Raw genomic sequence first — 15,963 nt, 5'->3', positions numbered from 1 at the left:
TTCGCCTGCAGGGGCTCTTGGCTTGCTAGAATTGCGGGTTCATCACCGCAAGACCAATACGGACACCCAGCATGATCGAGCTGAATCCCGTCCGCCAGCGAATCGCCGACCTTCGGGAACGGCTGGATTCGCTTAGGGGGTATCTTTGACTTCGATGGCAAGGTTGAACGCCTCGAAGAAGTAAACCGCGAGCTGGAAAGCCCCGACGTCTGGAACGACGCCGAGCGGGCCCAGGCGCTGGGGCGTGAGCGCGCCTCGCTGGACAAGGTCGTTGGCGGCATCCGCAGCCTGACCGATGGGTTGGTCGGCGCCAACGAGCTGCTTGAACTGGCCGAGATGGAAGACGACGAGGGCACCGCGCTGGCCGTGGTGGCCGACGTGGAACGCTATGCGAAGGACGTGGAGAAGCTGGAGTTCCAGCGCATGTTCTCCGGCAAGATGGACTCGGCCAACGCTTTCGTCGACATCCAGGCTGGTGCCGGCGGTACCGAGGCCCAGGACTGGGCGGAAATTCTGCTGCGCATGTACCTGCGCTGGTGCGAGGCGCGCGGCTGGAAGACCGAGTTGATGGAAGTCAGCGGCGGCGACGTCGCGGGCATCAAGTCAGCCACGCTCCGTGTCGAAGGCGACTTCGCTTTTGGATGGCTCAAGACCGAGACCGGCGTGCACCGCCTGGTGCGCAAGTCGCCGTTCGATTCAGACAATCGACGCCATACCTCGTTCACCTCGGTCTTCGTGTCGCCGGAAGTCGATGACAGCTTCGAGATCGACATCAACCCCGCCGACCTGAAGACCGACGTCTATCGCTCGTCCGGCGCAGGTGGCCAGCACGTCAACAAGACCGAGTCGGCGGTGCGCATCACCCATGTGCCCTCGGGCATCGTGGTCGCGTGCCAGACCGGGCGCAGCCAGCACCAGAACCGCGACAATGCGATGAAGATGCTGGCCGCCAAGCTCTACGAGCTAGAGATGCAGAAGCGCAACGCGGAGCGCGACGCGCTGGAGGCAACCAAGTCCGACATTGGCTGGGGCAGCCAGATCCGCAACTACGTTCTCGACCAGAGCCGCATCAAGGATCTGCGTACCGGCGTTGAGCGCAGCGATACCCAGAAGGTGCTGGACGGCGACCTGGACGAGTTCGTCGAGGCCAGCCTGAAGGCCGGCCTGGAGGCCGGTTCCAAACGCGCCGACATGGCCTGACCCGCCGGCAATGACGGGGCGGTTGCCGCCCCGTTGATGGAGCCAGGCGGGCTTCTGCTGGCATACCGGTGCCGTAGCCGGCACGATGCATTCCGTAACCCCCACATTCCCTACCGCGATGACCGACCAGACCACCCCTGCCCAGACGCCTGCCGACGAGAACTTCCTGATCGCCGAGCGTCGCGCCAAACTGACGGCGCTGCGCGGGGAGGGCATCGCCTTCCCGAACGATTTCAAGCGCCATGACTACGCTGGCGACCTGCAGGCTGCCTACGCCGACCGGGACACCTGGACGGTCGAGGCGCTGGAAGCGAAGGCGCATAGGGTGGTCGTCGCGGGCCGCATCCTGCTCAAGCGGGTGATGGGCAAGGCCAGCTTCGTGCAGGTGCAGGATGAGTCCGGCCGGATCCAGCTGTTCCTCCAGTCCAACGCCTTGGGCGACACCTACGAAGCCTTCAAGGGCTGGGATGTGGGCGACATCGTTGGCGCCGAGGGCGTGGTCACGCGCACCAAGACCGGCGAGCTTTCGGTCAAGGCCGAGTCGCTGCGCCTGCTGACCAAGGCACTGCGCCCGCTGCCCGACAAGTTCCATGGCCTGGCCGACGTGGAGCAGCGTTACCGCCAACGCTACGTCGACCTGGTGGTCAACCCCGAGGCGCGGGACGTGTTCGTGAAGCGCAGCAAGATCATCCGCGAGATGCGCGCGTGGCTGGATGCCCGCCGCTTCCTCGAGGTCGAGACGCCGATGATGCATTACATCCCCGGCGGCGCGACGGCCAAGCCCTTCGTCACCCACCACAATGCGCTGGACCTGCAGCTGTACCTGCGCGTGGCGCCGGAGCTGTACCTCAAGCGCCTGGTGGTCGGGGGCATGGAACGCGTCTACGAGATCAACCGCAACTTCCGCAACGAGGGCGTGTCCACGCGGCACAACCCCGAGTTCACCATGCTCGAGCTGTACGAGGCCTACGCCACCTACAACGAGATCATGGACCTGACCGAAGGCGTGATCCGTGACGTGGCGCAGACCGTGCTGGGCACCACCGAGGTGGACTGGGACGGCAACACCATCGACATGGCGCCAGTCTTCCGCCGCTGGTCGATGACTGACGCCGTGCTGGAGCACAACCCGGAAATCGCCCGCGGTGATCTGCGTGATGTGGAGAAGATGCGTGCGCACTGCGCCCGCCTGAAGATTCCGGTGAAGGCGTCCTACGGCTGGGGCAAGATGCTGCTGGAAATTTTCGAGAAGACCGCCGAACACACCCTGATCCAGCCGACCTTCATCACCGACCATCCGGTGGAGGTCAGTCCGCTGGCGCGCGCCAGCGACCACGACTCCGAGCTTACCGACCGCTTCGAGCTGTTCATCGGGGGCAAGGAACTGGCCAATGGCTTCTCCGAGCTCAACGACCCCGAGGACCAGGCCGCGCGCTTCCAGGCGCAGGTGGAGGCAAAGGCCGGCGGCGACGACGAAGCCATGCATTTCGACGCCGACTACATTCGTGCGCTGGAAGTGGGCATGCCGCCGACGGGTGGCCTGGGCATCGGAATTGACCGTCTGGTGATGTTGTTGACCGCCTCGTCCTCGATCCGCGACGTGCTGCTGTTCCCGTACATGCGTCCCGAGCACAGCTGAACCGCTACCCACTTTTGCCAAGGAATGGCTGCATGCACCCGAACGGGACGATATGCTGGGCACAGCGTGCCGCGCCCTTTGCGGCACAAAGGGCAGGTGCCTGAGTGAATGTGGTCATTGTCGATGATCAGACCTCCGCGCGAACGATGCTGCGGCGCATCATCGAGGACATCACCCCGGAGTTGCAGGTCCACGACTTCGGCGAACCGGAAACCGCGCTGGCATGGTGCGAGGCCGGCCACTCCGATCTGTTGCTGCTGGACTACCGCATGCCGGGCATCGACGGGCTGGAGTTCGCCCGTCGGTTCCGCCGTCGCCCCACCCATCGCGACGTGCCGATCATCCTGGTCACGGTGGTCGGGGACGAACCTCTCCGGCAAGCGGCGCTTGACGCGGGGGTAATCGATTTCCTGGTCAAGCCCGTGCGTCCGCGCGAGTTGCGCGCACGCTGCCGCAACCTTCTGCACCTGCGGCAACAGTCCGAGCACGTGAAGCAGCGTGCGCTGTCGCTTGAGCAGCGGCTGCTGGCGAGCATGCACGAGGTGGAAGAGCGCGAGCGCGAGACGCTGTCACGCCTGGCGCGCGCCATTGAACTGCGCGACACCGGCACCAGCGTGTATCTGGAGCGCATGGCCCACGTTGCGGGCCTCATCGCCGAGGAACTGGGCATGTCGGAGGAAGAGGCCCGGCTGATCGAGATGGCGGCGCCTCTTCATGACGTGGGCAAGATCGCGATCCCGGACTCGGTGCTGCTGAAGGCCGGTCCGCTCAACGAAGACGAGCGCGAGGTCATGCGCACGCATCCGCGCATCGGCCACCATCTGCTCAGTGGCAGCCAGAACCGCTTCATCCAACTGGGTGCCACCATCGCATTGCGCCACCACGAGCGATTCGACGGATCCGGTTACCCGGATGGCCTGGTCGGCGTGGAGATCCCGTTGGAAGCGAGGATCGTGGCGACGGCGGATGTGTTCGACGCACTGTTGTCGCCACGCCCGTACAAGCATGCGTGGACCATCGAGGAAGCATTGGAGTACCTGGCCGCCGAGCGTGGACGTCTATTCGATCCGGATTGCGTCGATGTGCTGATCCGGGCCAGCGAACGCCTGCACGACATCTGCCGCCGCTACTCCAAGGGCAGCCCCCGGTCGGAAAGGGAGTGACCGATGAACCATTTCCTGGATTGGCTTAGGTCGCGTCTCTCGCAGCGCACTGACAGCGAGCATGGCCAGGCGATGGTGCGGCTGGCCGTGTTGCTGGTGGTCCTGCTGTATCTCAAGCTCAGTGGCGTGCGCGACAGCATGCCGGCGGCCGTCTACGGTGACGTGCTGGCCATGGTGGCGACGGGCTTCACCATCGGTGCCGGACTGCTTGGCTGGATCGTGGCGCAGCCGGAGCGATCGCACCTGCGGCGCGGAATCGGCATGGCCGCCGACTATGGGCTGATGGCCGCGGCCATGGTGCGGATGGGCGAGCCCCTCGCCTGGGTCTATGTGATCCTGATGTGGGTCACGGTGGGCAATGGCCTCCGCTTCGGCAACCGTTACCTCGCGGCAGCAGTGCTGATGGCCTCGGCGGCATTCAGTTATGTCATCGTCGTGACGCCTTATTGGCAGGGCAACCGCGTGCTTGCCGTGGGGCTGTTGCTGGGATTGGCGGCGGTGCCCATGTACCTCTCTGGCCTACTGCGCGCACTAACGCGGGCGACCGATGAAGCGCGCCGCGCAAGTGAGGCCAAGTCACGTTTCCTGGCCAACATGAGCCACGAGTTCCGCACGCCACTCAATGGCCTGGCGGGCATGTCGGAACTGCTGGCCGCCACCCGCCTGGACGAAGAACAGCGCGAGTGCGTCAACACCATTCGCGCTTCCACCCAGTCGCTGCTGGCGCTGGTGCAGGACGTGCTGGATATCTCCGCCATCGAGGCGGGAAAGCTGAAGCTGGACCTGACCGAGTTCTCGCCGCGCGACCTGGTGGACAGCATCGGGCTGATCCTGGCGCCACAGGCCCGCGCCAAGCGGCTGCGCTTCTCCACGTCCCTGGACGATTCGGTACCGACGTTGCTGTGCGGGGACGTTGCGCACCTTCGGCAGGTGCTGCTGAACCTTGCGGGCAATGCGGTCAAGTTCACCCAGCAGGGCTCGGTCAGTCTGCAGGTCAGTTCGGTGGGCGCGCTCGATGGTCGGGCGCGCCTGCGCTTCACCGTCACCGACACCGGCGTTGGCGTCCCGGAATCAGTGCGCCATCGCCTGTTCGAAGCGTTTGAACAGGCCGACTCCAGCCTGGGGCGCCGCTACGGCGGGACGGGCTTGGGCACCACGATTGCCAAGGGCCTGACCGAGGCGATGGGCGGCACGATTGGTTTCGAGAGTGCCGAAGGACGGGGCAGCCGCTTCTGGGTGGAGTTGCCCTTCGACGTTCCCAGCCGGCAGTCGGTGGCACTGCCTTCCGGCGTGGGCGAGGCTTCGAGCGCGGGGGGGCACCGGGACACGGCGGACGCCGCCGAGAACGTCATTGCGTTCTCCGACCCGTTCCTGCGCCATCGGGCGCGCGTGCGCAGCATGCGCATCCTGATTGCCGACGATCACGCGGCCAACCGGCTGGTGCTGGAGCGCCTGCTGCGCAAGGCCGGCCACCGGGTTACCAGCGTGGACAGCGGCGAGGATGTCCTGTCGGCGATGGAGCAGGCCGAGTTCGATGCGGCAATCGTCGACCTGCACATGCCGGACATGAGTGGCCTTGACCTGCTTCACCACCTGCGGGTACTGCAGGCCGGTGCGCCAGCCAAGACGCCGGTGATGGTGCTAAGCGCCGATGTGACCCCCGATGCGATCGAGGCTTGCCGTCGGGCAGGTGCGTGGGAATTCCTGGCCAAGCCTGTCGCCACGTCGCGTTTGCTGGAATTGCTGGGCAACCTGGCCAATGGCGTGGCGCCAACGGCGGCCCCCGTGGCAGCGCGGGGGGAGGGTGGACTCGCGGCCAACGTGTTCGATCCGGGCGTATTGGACGAACTGCGATCGCTGGGTTTGGGCGAGTCGTTCGAACGTGAATTCATCGTGCAGTGCCTGCGCGATGCCGAAGAATGCCTGATGCAACTCAGTCAGGGCGGCGACCATGGGGATTGGGACCGCATCCGGGAACAGGCCCACGCCCTCAAAGGCGTGGCCAGCAACCTTGGACTGATGCGCCTTTCCGCGGCCAGCGGCGAGGTGATGCGCATGCAGGACTGGCAGCTCTCCCGCGATTGGCGGCAACACGCGATCAAGCTGGGCGAACAGCTGTCCCTGGGGCGTTCGGCATTGGATCGGCGGTCGCAGGCCTTGGGCGCGAGCGGCGAGAACGCGCCCTGACCCTGCGCACGGCGGGCGGGCATCACCCGACCGTGCCGCCGCCGCGCCGCGCCTGCGCGCGCACGATACGCTCCATGGTCCGCAACGAACGCTCGCCCAGTTGCAGGGCGGTGTCGACCCAGACTTCGGTGATGCGCATCAGTTCGTCCCGTTCCACCGGCTGCGACAGGGCACGCACGCGGTTCAGTGCGCGATGCGCGTGCGGTGCCCGCTGCTGCTGGCGGATCAGCTCACGCACGGCCTGCTCGCCGTGGCCCTTGGGAACGAGTACATCGACCACGCCCATGGCATGCAGTTCGTCGCTCGTGTAGACGCGGCCTTCCAGGATGATGCGCTCGGCGAGTTGGGGGCTGACGCGACGCGAGAGGAAGGAGTACGCGCCCATCCCCGGGAACAGGCCGAACAGGACTTCGGGCAACCCCATGTCCACGCCCTCCTCGGCGACGATGGTGTGGCAGGACAGGGCCAGCTCAAGGCCGCCGCCCAACGCGTCGCCCTGCACCAGCGCAATCGTGCGGAAGTCCCCGCCAAGGCCAGTGTGGAACTGATACACGCCTTCCACGCAACTCTGGGCATAGGCCAGCAGTTCATCGCGGTTGCCCGAGCGGATCAGCTTGCCGAACAGGTCCAGGTCGCCGCCGAGATTGAACGCCGGCGCCGAGGAGGCGATGACCAGGTGGCGCAGCTCGCCGTTGCCTGTCGGCGGGGTAGGCGACGCCACGGAGGCCAGGTAGGCATGCATGTCCACCATCAGTTCGGTGCGGAAACAGGGACGAATGCCCGGACGGATGTCGGCATGCATGTACATCCAGATTTCGTTGCCTTTCTCGTCGGCTTCGATTTCCACGGTGGGGTACGGGCGAATCCGGCAGAACTTTTCGATGACGCTCATGGTTGCTTCCTCGGTAGTTGCGTTGTGGCGGTTTCGGGGTGGCACGCGGAGTGAGTCCGATGCTACACCCCGAATTCGACCGCAAACGAGAAGGCCCCTCGGGGAGGGGCCTTCGAGGAAAAAACCGGGCGCTCGAGCTCAGTGCGTGGGGGTCTCGTCACGCAATTCCCGGCGCAAGATCTTGCCGACATTGGTCTTAGGCAGGTCCTTGCGGAACTCGACGATCTTGGGCTGCTTGTACCCGGTCAGGTTCTCGCGCGCATGTGCCTTCACCTGTTCGGCAGTGAGGCTGGGATCCTTCTTGACGATGACCACCTTGACCGCTTCCCCGGACTTGTCGTCGGGCACGCCGACGGCCGCGACTTCCAGTACGCCGGGCATCATGGCGATCACGTCCTCGATCTCGTTGGGGTACACGTTGAAGCCCGAGACCAGGATCATGTCCTTCTTGCGGTCGACGATGTAGAAGTAACCCTTCTCATCCATCCGGGCCATGTCGCCGGTGTGCAGCCAACCGTCTGCATCCATCACCGCGGCGGTCTCTTCCGGACGTTGCCAGTAACCCTTCATGACCTGTGGGCCCTTGATGCACAGTTCGCCCACTTCGCCTTGCGGCACGAGGTTGCCGTTCTCGTCCTTGACACAGGCATCGGTGGAGGGAATCGGCAGGCCGATGGCGCCGTTGTATTCCTCCAGTGTCATCGGGTTGATGCAGGCGGCGGGCGACGTTTCGGTCAGACCATAAGCTTCCACCAGCGTATTGCCGGTAACCTGCTTCCAGCGCTCGGCGACCGAGCGCTGCACGGCCATGCCGCCCCCCAGGGTAAGGTGCAGGCGCGAGAAATCGATCTCGTCGAACCCCGGGGTGTGGAGCAGGCCATTGAAGAGCGTGTTCACGCCGGTAATCGCGGTGAACGGCACGCTCTTGAGCTCCTTCACGAACGCAGGCATGTCGCGGGGATTGGTGATCATGTAGTTCAGGCCGCCGAACTTCATGAACACCAGGCCGTTCGCCGTCAGCGCGAAGATGTGGTACAGCGGCAGCGCGGTGACGATGATCTCCTCGCCCATCTTGATGTTGCCCCCGACCCATGCCGCAGCCTGCTGCATGTTGGCGACCAGATTGCGGTGGGTGAGCATCGCGCCCTTGGCCACGCCGGTGGTCCCGCCCGTGTATTGCAGGAAGGCAATGTCGCCGGACTCGATGTCCACCTCCGGGAGGCTGTGCATCTGGCCCAGCGTCAACGCATCGCGGAAACGGATCGCCCCCGGGATGTCGTAGTCGGGCACCATCTTCTTCACGTACTTGAGAACGAAGTTGACGATGGAGCCTTTCGGGAACGGAAGCATGTCGCCGAGGCCAGTGGTGATCACCTGCTTGACCTGGGTATCGGCCAGCACTTCCTGCACCGTGTGGCCGAAGTTGTCCAGCACCAGCACGACGCTGGCACCCGAATCCACGAGCTGATGCCTGAGTTCGCGGGCGGTGTACATCGGGTTGGTGTTGACCACCGTCAGGCCCGCGCGAAGGATGCCGAACGTCGCGATGGGGTACTGCAGGCAGTTGGGCATCATGATCGCGACGCGATCGCCCTTCTTGAGCTTCAGTTCGCCAAGCAGGTAAGCGGCGAACTGCGCGCTGAGCCGGTCGATCTCGCCGTAGGTCAGCGTCTTGCCGAGGTTCGAGAACGCGGGGCGATCACGGTAGTTGGCGATCGCTGCATCGAGCACCGACACGATGGAAGGAAACTCGTCGACGTCGATCTCCGACGGAATTCCTGCCGGGTACTGGGCCAGCCATGGTCGTGCATTGCTCATCGCGATCCCCTCTATATCGCTCGTTTTGTGGCCGCTCGGTACGCGAATGCGCCGCCGTACGGTCTTTGTCCGGATTGGAGCACACGGTTGTTGGGACTGGCAAGGCGGCCCCGGTACCGCTAGCGTTGGACAAGTTGTTGATGACCCACGGGGGCAAGGTTCTTGGGCAGGTTCTTGCGTTGTTTCTGGGTTGTAGTGTGCGCATGTGCGCTCTACGGTTGCGCGCGTACGGCCCCGGAAGACCGTTTGCGCCAGACGATTGCTGCGGCGCAGCAGGAGTTGGAGGCGCGTGATGCCGCAGGCCTCTCCGGCAAAGTTGCCGAAGACTTCATTGGTCCCGACGGCATGGATCGAGTCGGCCTGCGCCGTACCGCCCAAGTCGCGTTCCTCCGTTACCGGGCGGTGGGTGTAACGCTGGGCCCGATGCAGGTGGACATGGCCGCCGACGGCGCGCATGCCACGGTCCGCTTCACCGCCGCGCTCACCGGCGGCGACGGCGCTGTGTTACCCGACAGTGCGCGCCTGTACCAGGTGGAGAGCGGCTGGCGCCAGGCTGGTGAGGCGTGGGAGCTCACCAGCCTGCGCTGGACGGGCAGCGATGGCGGGCAGGGCTTGCCCTGAGCCGGCGTCAGGCCGCTTTCCTTGCGGCGAGCTGCCGCAGTACGTAGTGCAGGATGCCGCCGTGGCGGAAGTACTCCACCTCCTTGGGCGTGAGCAGCAGCACCTTGACCTCGAAGCGCGTCTCGCGACCATCGGGCTTGCGTGCCAGCACCGTGGCCACGCGCGACGCCCCATCCGCCAGGCCCGTGATGCTGATCGTTTCCGAACCGTCCAATCCAAGCGTCTGCGCGTTCTCGCCAACGTGGAACTGCAGGGGCAGGACACCCATGCCCACCAGGTTGGACCGGTGGATGCGCTCAAAGCTTTCGGCCACAACGGCCTTTACTCCCAGCAGGTTGGTGCCCTTGGCAGCCCAGTCCCGGCTGGAGCCGGTACCGTATTCCTTGCCGGCAAACACTACCAGGGGCACGCCATCCGCCTTGTACTTCATTGCCGCATCGTAGATGGCCAACTTCTCCGGCACACTGCCCCCGGGGCCGTAATACAGGGTGTTGCCGCCTTCCTCGCCACCCAGCATCAGGTTCTTGACGCGGATGTTGGCAAAGGTGCCGCGGACCATGACATCGTCATTGCCGCGACGCGACCCGTAGCTGTTGAAGTCCGCCGGCTGCACCCCTCGCTCTTGCAGGAAGCGACCCGCCGGCGACTCCTTCTTGATGTTGCCCGCGGGCGAGATGTGGTCGGTGGTGATCGAGTCGCCGAACAGCCCCATCACCCGCGCACCCTGCACGTCGTTGATGTGGCCCACGGTCATGCTCATGCCGTCGAAGTAGGGCGGATTCTTGATGTAGGTGGAGGCCTCGTCCCAGTGGAACGACTCGCCTTCCGGGGAGGCAATCTGGTTCCAGCGCGAATCGCCCTTGAACACGTCGGCATAGTTCTGGGCGAACAACTCCGGCCCCACGGTCGCGGCGATGAGATCGCCGATCTCCTTGTTGGTTGGCCAGATGTCGCGCAGGTGTACGGGCGCGCCCGCCTCCGTGAAGCCCAGCGGGTCGCGTGTCAGGTCGATATCCACCGTGCCCGCGATGGCGTAGGCCACCACCAGCGGTGGTGAGGCGAGGTAGTTCATCTTTACTTCGGGATGCACGCGCCCTTCGAAGTTCCGGTTACCGGACAGCACCGAGGCGACCACCAGGTCGTTCTCGGCAATGCCCTTGGACACCACGTCCGGCAGTGGTCCCGAATTGCCGATGCAGGTGGTGCAGCCATAGCCCACCACGTAGAAGCCCAGTTGTTCCAGGTCATCCAGCAGGCCCGCCTTCTTCAGGTAATCGGTGACCACCAGCGAGCCTGGTCCAAGCGAGGTCTTCACCCAGGGCTTGGCCTTCAGCCCGAGCCTCGCGGCATTGCGGGCCAGGAGGCCGGCGCCGATCATCACCGCAGGATTGGAGGTGTTGGTGCATGAAGTGATCGCGGCGATCACCACCGAGCCGTCCTGCAGGTAGGCATCCTGGTCGTGGATGCGGATCTTCGACTGCGGCTTCGCGGCCAGATGGTCGGCCTGTGGTTGCGCGCCACCTTCTTCGCGGAAATCAGACTCGGCACAACCCACCTTGGCTTTGCGACCAGTGATCAGTCCGGGGAGGTTTTCGCTGAAGTTGGCCTGCATGTCTCCCAGCAATACGCGGTCCTGCGGGCGCTTGGGTCCGGCCAACGAGGGCTTCACATCAGCCAGGTCGAGTGTCAGCGTGGCGGAGTACGTGGCTTCCGGCGCCCCCGGTTCGTGCCACAGCCCCTGCGCCTTGGCGTAGGCCTCCACCAGCGCGATCTGCTCGTTGCTGCGGCCTGACAGGCGCAGATAGTTCAGCGCCTCGGCGTCGATGGGGAAGATGCCGCAGGTGGCGCCGTACTCCGGCGCCATGTTGGCGATCGTGGCGCGATCGGCCAGCGGGAGATGCTGCAGGCCCTCGCCGAAGAACTCGACGAACTTGCCCACCACCCCCAGCTTGCGCAGCATCTGGGTGACCGTGAGCACCAGGTCGGTGGCGGTGGTGCCCTCGGGCAACCTGCCGGTGAGCTTGAAACCCACCACCTGCGGAATCAGCATCGATGACGGCTGGCCCAGCATGGCCGCCTCGGCCTCGATGCCGCCCACGCCCCAGCCGAGGACGCCAATGCCATTGATCATGGTGGTGTGGCTGTCGGTGCCGAACACGGTGTCGGGGAATGCCTGCAGTTCACCGTGAACCTCGCGCTCCACGACCACTCGCGCCAGGTTCTCCAGGTTCACCTGGTGGACGATGCCGGTGTTGGGCGGCACCACCTTGAAGTTCTCGAACGCCTTCTGCCCCCAGCGCAAGAAGCTGTACCGCTCCATGTTGCGCTCGAACTCGATCTTGCCATTGAGATCCAGCGCGTCCGCGCGGCCGAACACGTCGACTTGCACCGAGTGGTCGATCACCAGTTCCGACGGGATCAGCGGATTGATCTGCTTGGGATTGCCCCCCAGGCGGGTGACCGCGTCGCGCATTGCTGCGAGGTCCACGACGCACGGGACGCCGGTGAAGTCCTGCAGCACGACGCGGGCGGGCATGAACGCGATCTCGGTGTCCGGTTCCTCCAGAGCGTCCCAGTTGGCCACCGCCTCGATATGCTCCTTGCCGACCGTCATGCCACCGTCTTCGTGCCGCAACAGGTTCTCGAGCAGGATCTTCATGGAGTAGGGCAGCTTCGACAGGTCGAAGCGCTCGCCGAGTGCCGGCAGGCTGTAGTAAGTCAGGGACTTGCCGTTGACAGTCAACTGCCGGCGCGTCGAGAAGGAGTCGTTCATGGGGGTTGCAGCTCCTTTGGCAGGGTGGCGTGCCAGCCAGAGGCAAAGGCGGGGCGGGCTGGCGTCCTTCGGTGCCGCATGGCGGGGCCGGTGCGGCAGTACCTCGCCATTATGGGCACGGCATATTCAGGTTGGGTGAGGCACCGACTGGAACGCTGTGTCCGGGCATTGAACCTTGGTCGAAGCCCCGCTCATGCCTTTGCAGGCGGCTTCCCGGAACGGGTTCGGCAACTTGAGTATGAGAGTTCAGGTATGTATGATTAATACATACTTCGATGCGGGAAATGCCCATGGAAGCGACTGTCGGCGAGCGTGGCCAGATAACCCTGCCCAAGGCAGTGCGCGATGCGCTGGGCCTCGCCAAAGGCGCCCAGCTCAAGGTCGAGCTGGAAGGCAACCGCATCGTCCTGCGCAAGAGCGTGGACGATGCCATCTCCCGTGCCCGCGGCCGTTTCAAGCTGGATGGCTTTGCGTCCACCGACGAAGCGATGCGCGCTATTCGTGGCCGCGCCCCCGGCGAGCCGCTTGAGTCCTGATCAGGCGACGCACCGATGATCGCGATCGACTCCTCCGTCCTGATCGACCTGCTGGCCGACGGCCCGCAGGCCGATGCGGCTGAAGCCTGTCTGCGACAGTGCCTGGGCAATGGCCCGGTGGTGATCTGCGACGTCGCCCTGGCGGAAGTGTGCAGCGCGTTGCGAGACGGTGCGGAAGCGCTTGCCGTGTTGGAAGAGATGAGCATCCGCTTCAGCGCGCTTGAGTCGAAGTCGGCGCTGCGCGCCGGCGAGATGCAGCGCCGCCACCGCCAGCGCGGCGGACCGCGCGCCCGCGCGGTGCCCGATTTCCTGATCGGCGCCCACGCCCTGCTGCAGTGCGATGGCCTGATCACCCGTGACGACGGGTTCTATCGTCAGTACTTCAAGGGGCTCAAGCTGATCGTGCCGACCACTTGAGTCCACCGCCGGAGAGGCATTGCGCCACAACGGTCCGCATCACCCGATTCACCTCATTCAACACACGGATCCGAACTCCCGGATCCAGCATTTCACCGGAGTTTTCACATGCTCGAAGCCTATCGCCAACACGTCGCAGAGCGCGCCGCGCTCGGTATCCCGCCGCTGCCGCTGACCGCGCAGCAGACTGCCGACGTGATCGAGTTGCTGAAGAACCCGCCCGCGGGGGAAGGCGAGTTCCTGCTTGATCTGCTGACCCACCGCGTGCCGGCCGGCGTGGACGATGCCGCAAAGGTCAAGGCTTCGTACCTGGCGGCCGTGGCCCACGGCACCGAGAAGAACGCCCTGATCAGCCGCGCCCGCGCCACCGAGCTGCTGGGCACCATGCTGGGTGGCTACAACATCCACCCGCTGATCGACCTGCTGGATGACGCCGAAGTCGGCACCGTCGCCGCCAACGCGCTCAAGCACACGCTGCTGATGTTCGATGCGTTCCACGACGTGCAGGAAAAGGCCGAGCAGGGCAATGCCAACGCCAAGGCCGTGCTGCAGAGCTGGGCCGACGCCGAGTGGTTCACCAGCAAGCCGGAAGTGCCGGAGTCGCTGACCATCACCGTGTTCAAGGTGACCGGCGAGACCAATACCGACGACCTGTCGCCGGCGCCCGACGCCACCACGCGCCCGGACATCCCGCTGCACGCGCTGGCGATGCTGAAGAACGCGCGTGACGGCATCACCCCGGAAGAAGACGGTAAGCGGGGCCCGGTGAAGTTCATCGAGTCGTTGAAGGAGAAGGGCCACCTGGTTGCCTATGTTGGCGACGTGGTGGGGACCGGTTCCAGCCGCAAGTCCGCCACCAATTCGGTGCTGTGGTTCACCGGCGAGGACATCCCCTTCATCCCGAACAAGCGCTTCGGTGGCGTGTGCCTGGGTTCTAAGATCGCCCCGATCTTCTACAACACCATGGAAGACGCCGGCGCGCTGCCGATCGAGCTCGACGTGTCGCAGATGAACATGGGCGACGTGGTGGAGCTGCGTCCGTACGAAGGCAAGGCGCTGAAGGACGGCAAGGTCATCGCCGAGTTCGCGCTCAAGTCCGACGTGCTGCTGGACGAAGTCCGTGCTGGCGGCCGCATCCCGCTGATCGTCGGCCGCGGCCTGACCGCCAAGGCGCGTGAGGCGCTGGGTCTGCCGGCTTCGACCCTGTTCCGTCTGCCGACCAACCCGGTCGACACCGGCAAGGGCTATTCGCTGGCGCAGAAGATGGTCGGTCGTGCCTGTGGCCTGCCAGAAGGCCAGGGCGTGCGTCCGGGCACCTACTGCGAGCCGAAGATGACCTCGGTGGGTTCGCAGGACACCACCGGTCCGATGACCCGCGACGAGTTGAAGGACCTGGCTTGCCTGGGCTTCTCGGCCGACCTGGTGATGCAGTCGTTCTGCCACACCGCGGCCTACCCGAAGCCGGTGGACGTCAAAACCCACCACACGCTGCCGGAGTTCATCTCCAACCGCGGCGGCATCTCGCTGCGTCCGGGCGACGGCGTGATCCACAGCTGGCTCAACCGCATGCTGTTGCCCGACACCGTCGGCACGGGCGGCGACTCGCACACACGTTTCCCGGTCGGCATCTCGTTCCCGGCCGGCTCGGGCCTGGTCGCGTTCGCCGCGGCCACCGGCGTGATGCCGCTGGACATGCCGGAGTCGGTGCTGGTGCGCTTCAAGGGCGAGATGCAGCCGGGCGTGACCCTGCGTGACCTCGTCAACGCAATCCCGCTGGCCGCAATCAAGCAGGGCCTGCTGACCGTCGCCAAGCAGGGCAAGAAGAACATCTTCTCCGGCCGCATCCTCGAGATCGAAGGCCTGCCGCAGTTGAAGGTGGAGCAGGCATTCGAGTTGTCAGACGCATCGGCCGAGCGTTCCGCCGCCGGCTGCACCGTCAAGCTCGACAAGGAACCGATCATCGAATACCTCAACAGCAACATCACGCTGCTGAAGTGGATGATCGCGGAAGGCTATGCCGACCCGCGTTCGCTGGCACGCCGCATCAAGGCCATGGAAACGTGGCTTGCCAACCCGCAGTTGCTGGAAGGCGACGCGGATGCCGAGTACGCCGCCGTGATCGAGATTGACCTCAATGAGATCGTCGAGCCGATCCTGGCCTGCCCGAACGACCCGGATGACGTGAAGACCCTGTCCGACGTGGCGGGCGCCAAGATCGACGAAGTCTTCATCGGCTCGTGCATGACCAACATCGGCCACTTCCGCGCCGCCGCCAAGCTGCTGGAAGGCAAGCGCGACATCCCGACCCGCCTGTGGGTCGCGCCGCCGACCAAGATGGACGCCTCGGAGCTGACCAAGGAAGGCCACTACGGCACCTTCGGCACCGCCGGTGCACGCATGGAAATGCCGGGCTGCTCGCTGTGCATGGGCAACCAGGCGCAGGCACGCGAGGGCGCGACGGTGTTCTCCACCTCCACCCGCAACTTCCCCAACCGCCTGGGCCGCAACACCAACGTGTACCTCGGTTCGGCGGAACTGGCGGCGATCTGTTCGCGCCTGGGCCGCATCCCGACCCGCGAGGAGTACATGGCGGACATCGGCGTGATCAACACCAACGGTGCCGAGATCTACCGCTACATGAACTTCGACCAGATCGAGGAATACCGCGAAGTGGCGGACAAGGTCGCTGCGGCCTGATCGACACGGTCGCCACAGTG

11 protein-coding genes are annotated in these 15,963 nt (G+C 65.1%); 8 read left to right on the top strand and 3 right to left on the bottom strand.

Features of this window, described 5'->3' with window-relative positions:
* The first annotated feature begins 71 nt into the window (after positions 1-71).
* The 4 genes from prfB to AC3ARF_RS07830 all read left to right on the top strand — a co-directional run bounded on the left by prfB (position 72) and on the right by AC3ARF_RS07830 (position 6,189).
* Positions 72-1,200, top strand: a protein-coding gene (gene prfB / locus AC3ARF_RS07845; protein WP_498926770.1) for a peptide chain release factor 2 whose coding sequence is annotated in 2 segments (ribosomal slippage) — positions 72-146 and positions 148-1,200 — 1,128 coding nt in all. Because the reading frame shifts where the segments join, the coding sequence is not laid out codon by codon here.
* A 118-nt stretch (positions 1,201-1,318) separates the two neighbouring features.
* Positions 1,319-2,839 (top strand): lysine--tRNA ligase, encoded by a 1,521-nt coding sequence (lysS, locus tag AC3ARF_RS07840; protein WP_498926769.1) that lies wholly within the window; start codon positions 1,319-1,321, stop codon positions 2,837-2,839.
* A gap of 104 nt (positions 2,840-2,943) precedes the next feature.
* The gene (locus AC3ARF_RS07835) at positions 2,944-4,002 is read left to right on the top strand and encodes an HD domain-containing phosphohydrolase (protein WP_498926767.1); all 1,059 of its coding nucleotides are present in this window, start codon (positions 2,944-2,946) and stop codon (positions 4,000-4,002) included.
* A 3-nt stretch (positions 4,003-4,005) separates the two neighbouring features.
* Positions 4,006-6,189 (top strand): ATP-binding protein, encoded by a 2,184-nt coding sequence (locus AC3ARF_RS07830; RefSeq protein ID WP_498926765.1) that lies wholly within the window; start codon positions 4,006-4,008, stop codon positions 6,187-6,189.
* A gap of 22 nt (positions 6,190-6,211) precedes the next feature.
* Here the strand turns inward: AC3ARF_RS07830 and AC3ARF_RS07825 are convergent, their stop codons facing one another.
* Together AC3ARF_RS07825 and AC3ARF_RS07820 are read right to left on the bottom strand one after the other, a co-directional pair.
* Positions 6,212-7,081, bottom strand: coding sequence for a crotonase/enoyl-CoA hydratase family protein (locus AC3ARF_RS07825; protein ID WP_498926763.1), 870 nt, complete (start codon positions 7,079-7,081; stop codon positions 6,212-6,214).
* A 138-nt stretch (positions 7,082-7,219) separates the two neighbouring features.
* Entirely contained in the window at positions 7,220-8,899 is a 1,680-nt protein-coding gene (locus tag AC3ARF_RS07820; RefSeq protein WP_498926761.1) for a long-chain fatty acid--CoA ligase, read from the bottom strand.
* Between the two features lie 246 nt (positions 8,900-9,145).
* Here AC3ARF_RS07820 and AC3ARF_RS07815 point away from each other — a divergent pair, with 246 nt between their 5' ends.
* Positions 9,146-9,520: a nuclear transport factor 2 family protein gene (locus AC3ARF_RS07815; protein ID WP_498926760.1), complete on the top strand. Its 375-nt coding sequence runs from the start codon at positions 9,146-9,148 to the stop codon at positions 9,518-9,520.
* Positions 9,521-9,527: 7 nt separating this feature from the next.
* On the opposite strand, the gene acnA is transcribed toward AC3ARF_RS07815, so the two are convergent.
* Complete coding sequence (acnA, locus tag AC3ARF_RS07810) at positions 9,528-12,293, bottom strand: aconitate hydratase AcnA (RefSeq protein WP_498926758.1); 2,766 nt, start codon at positions 12,291-12,293, stop codon at positions 9,528-9,530.
* A 290-nt stretch (positions 12,294-12,583) separates the two neighbouring features.
* On the opposite strand from acnA, the gene AC3ARF_RS07805 reads away from it, so the two are divergent.
* The 3 genes from AC3ARF_RS07805 (at position 12,584) to acnB (ending at position 15,943) form a co-directional block, all read left to right on the top strand.
* The gene (locus AC3ARF_RS07805; protein WP_036133362.1) at positions 12,584-12,829 is read left to right on the top strand and encodes an AbrB/MazE/SpoVT family DNA-binding domain-containing protein; all 246 of its coding nucleotides are present in this window, start codon (positions 12,584-12,586) and stop codon (positions 12,827-12,829) included.
* Positions 12,830-12,844: 15 nt separating this feature from the next.
* Positions 12,845-13,246: a type II toxin-antitoxin system VapC family toxin gene (locus AC3ARF_RS07800; protein WP_498926756.1), complete on the top strand. Its 402-nt coding sequence runs from the start codon at positions 12,845-12,847 to the stop codon at positions 13,244-13,246.
* A gap of 108 nt (positions 13,247-13,354) precedes the next feature.
* Complete coding sequence (gene acnB / locus AC3ARF_RS07795; protein ID WP_498926754.1) at positions 13,355-15,943, top strand: bifunctional aconitate hydratase 2/2-methylisocitrate dehydratase; 2,589 nt, start codon at positions 13,355-13,357, stop codon at positions 15,941-15,943.
* The last annotated feature ends 20 nt before the right edge of the window (positions 15,944-15,963 follow it).

This window comes from Lysobacter sp. KACC 24251 (genome assembly GCF_057747755.1).
This window is presented reverse-complemented; position numbering and strand designations above follow the sequence as displayed.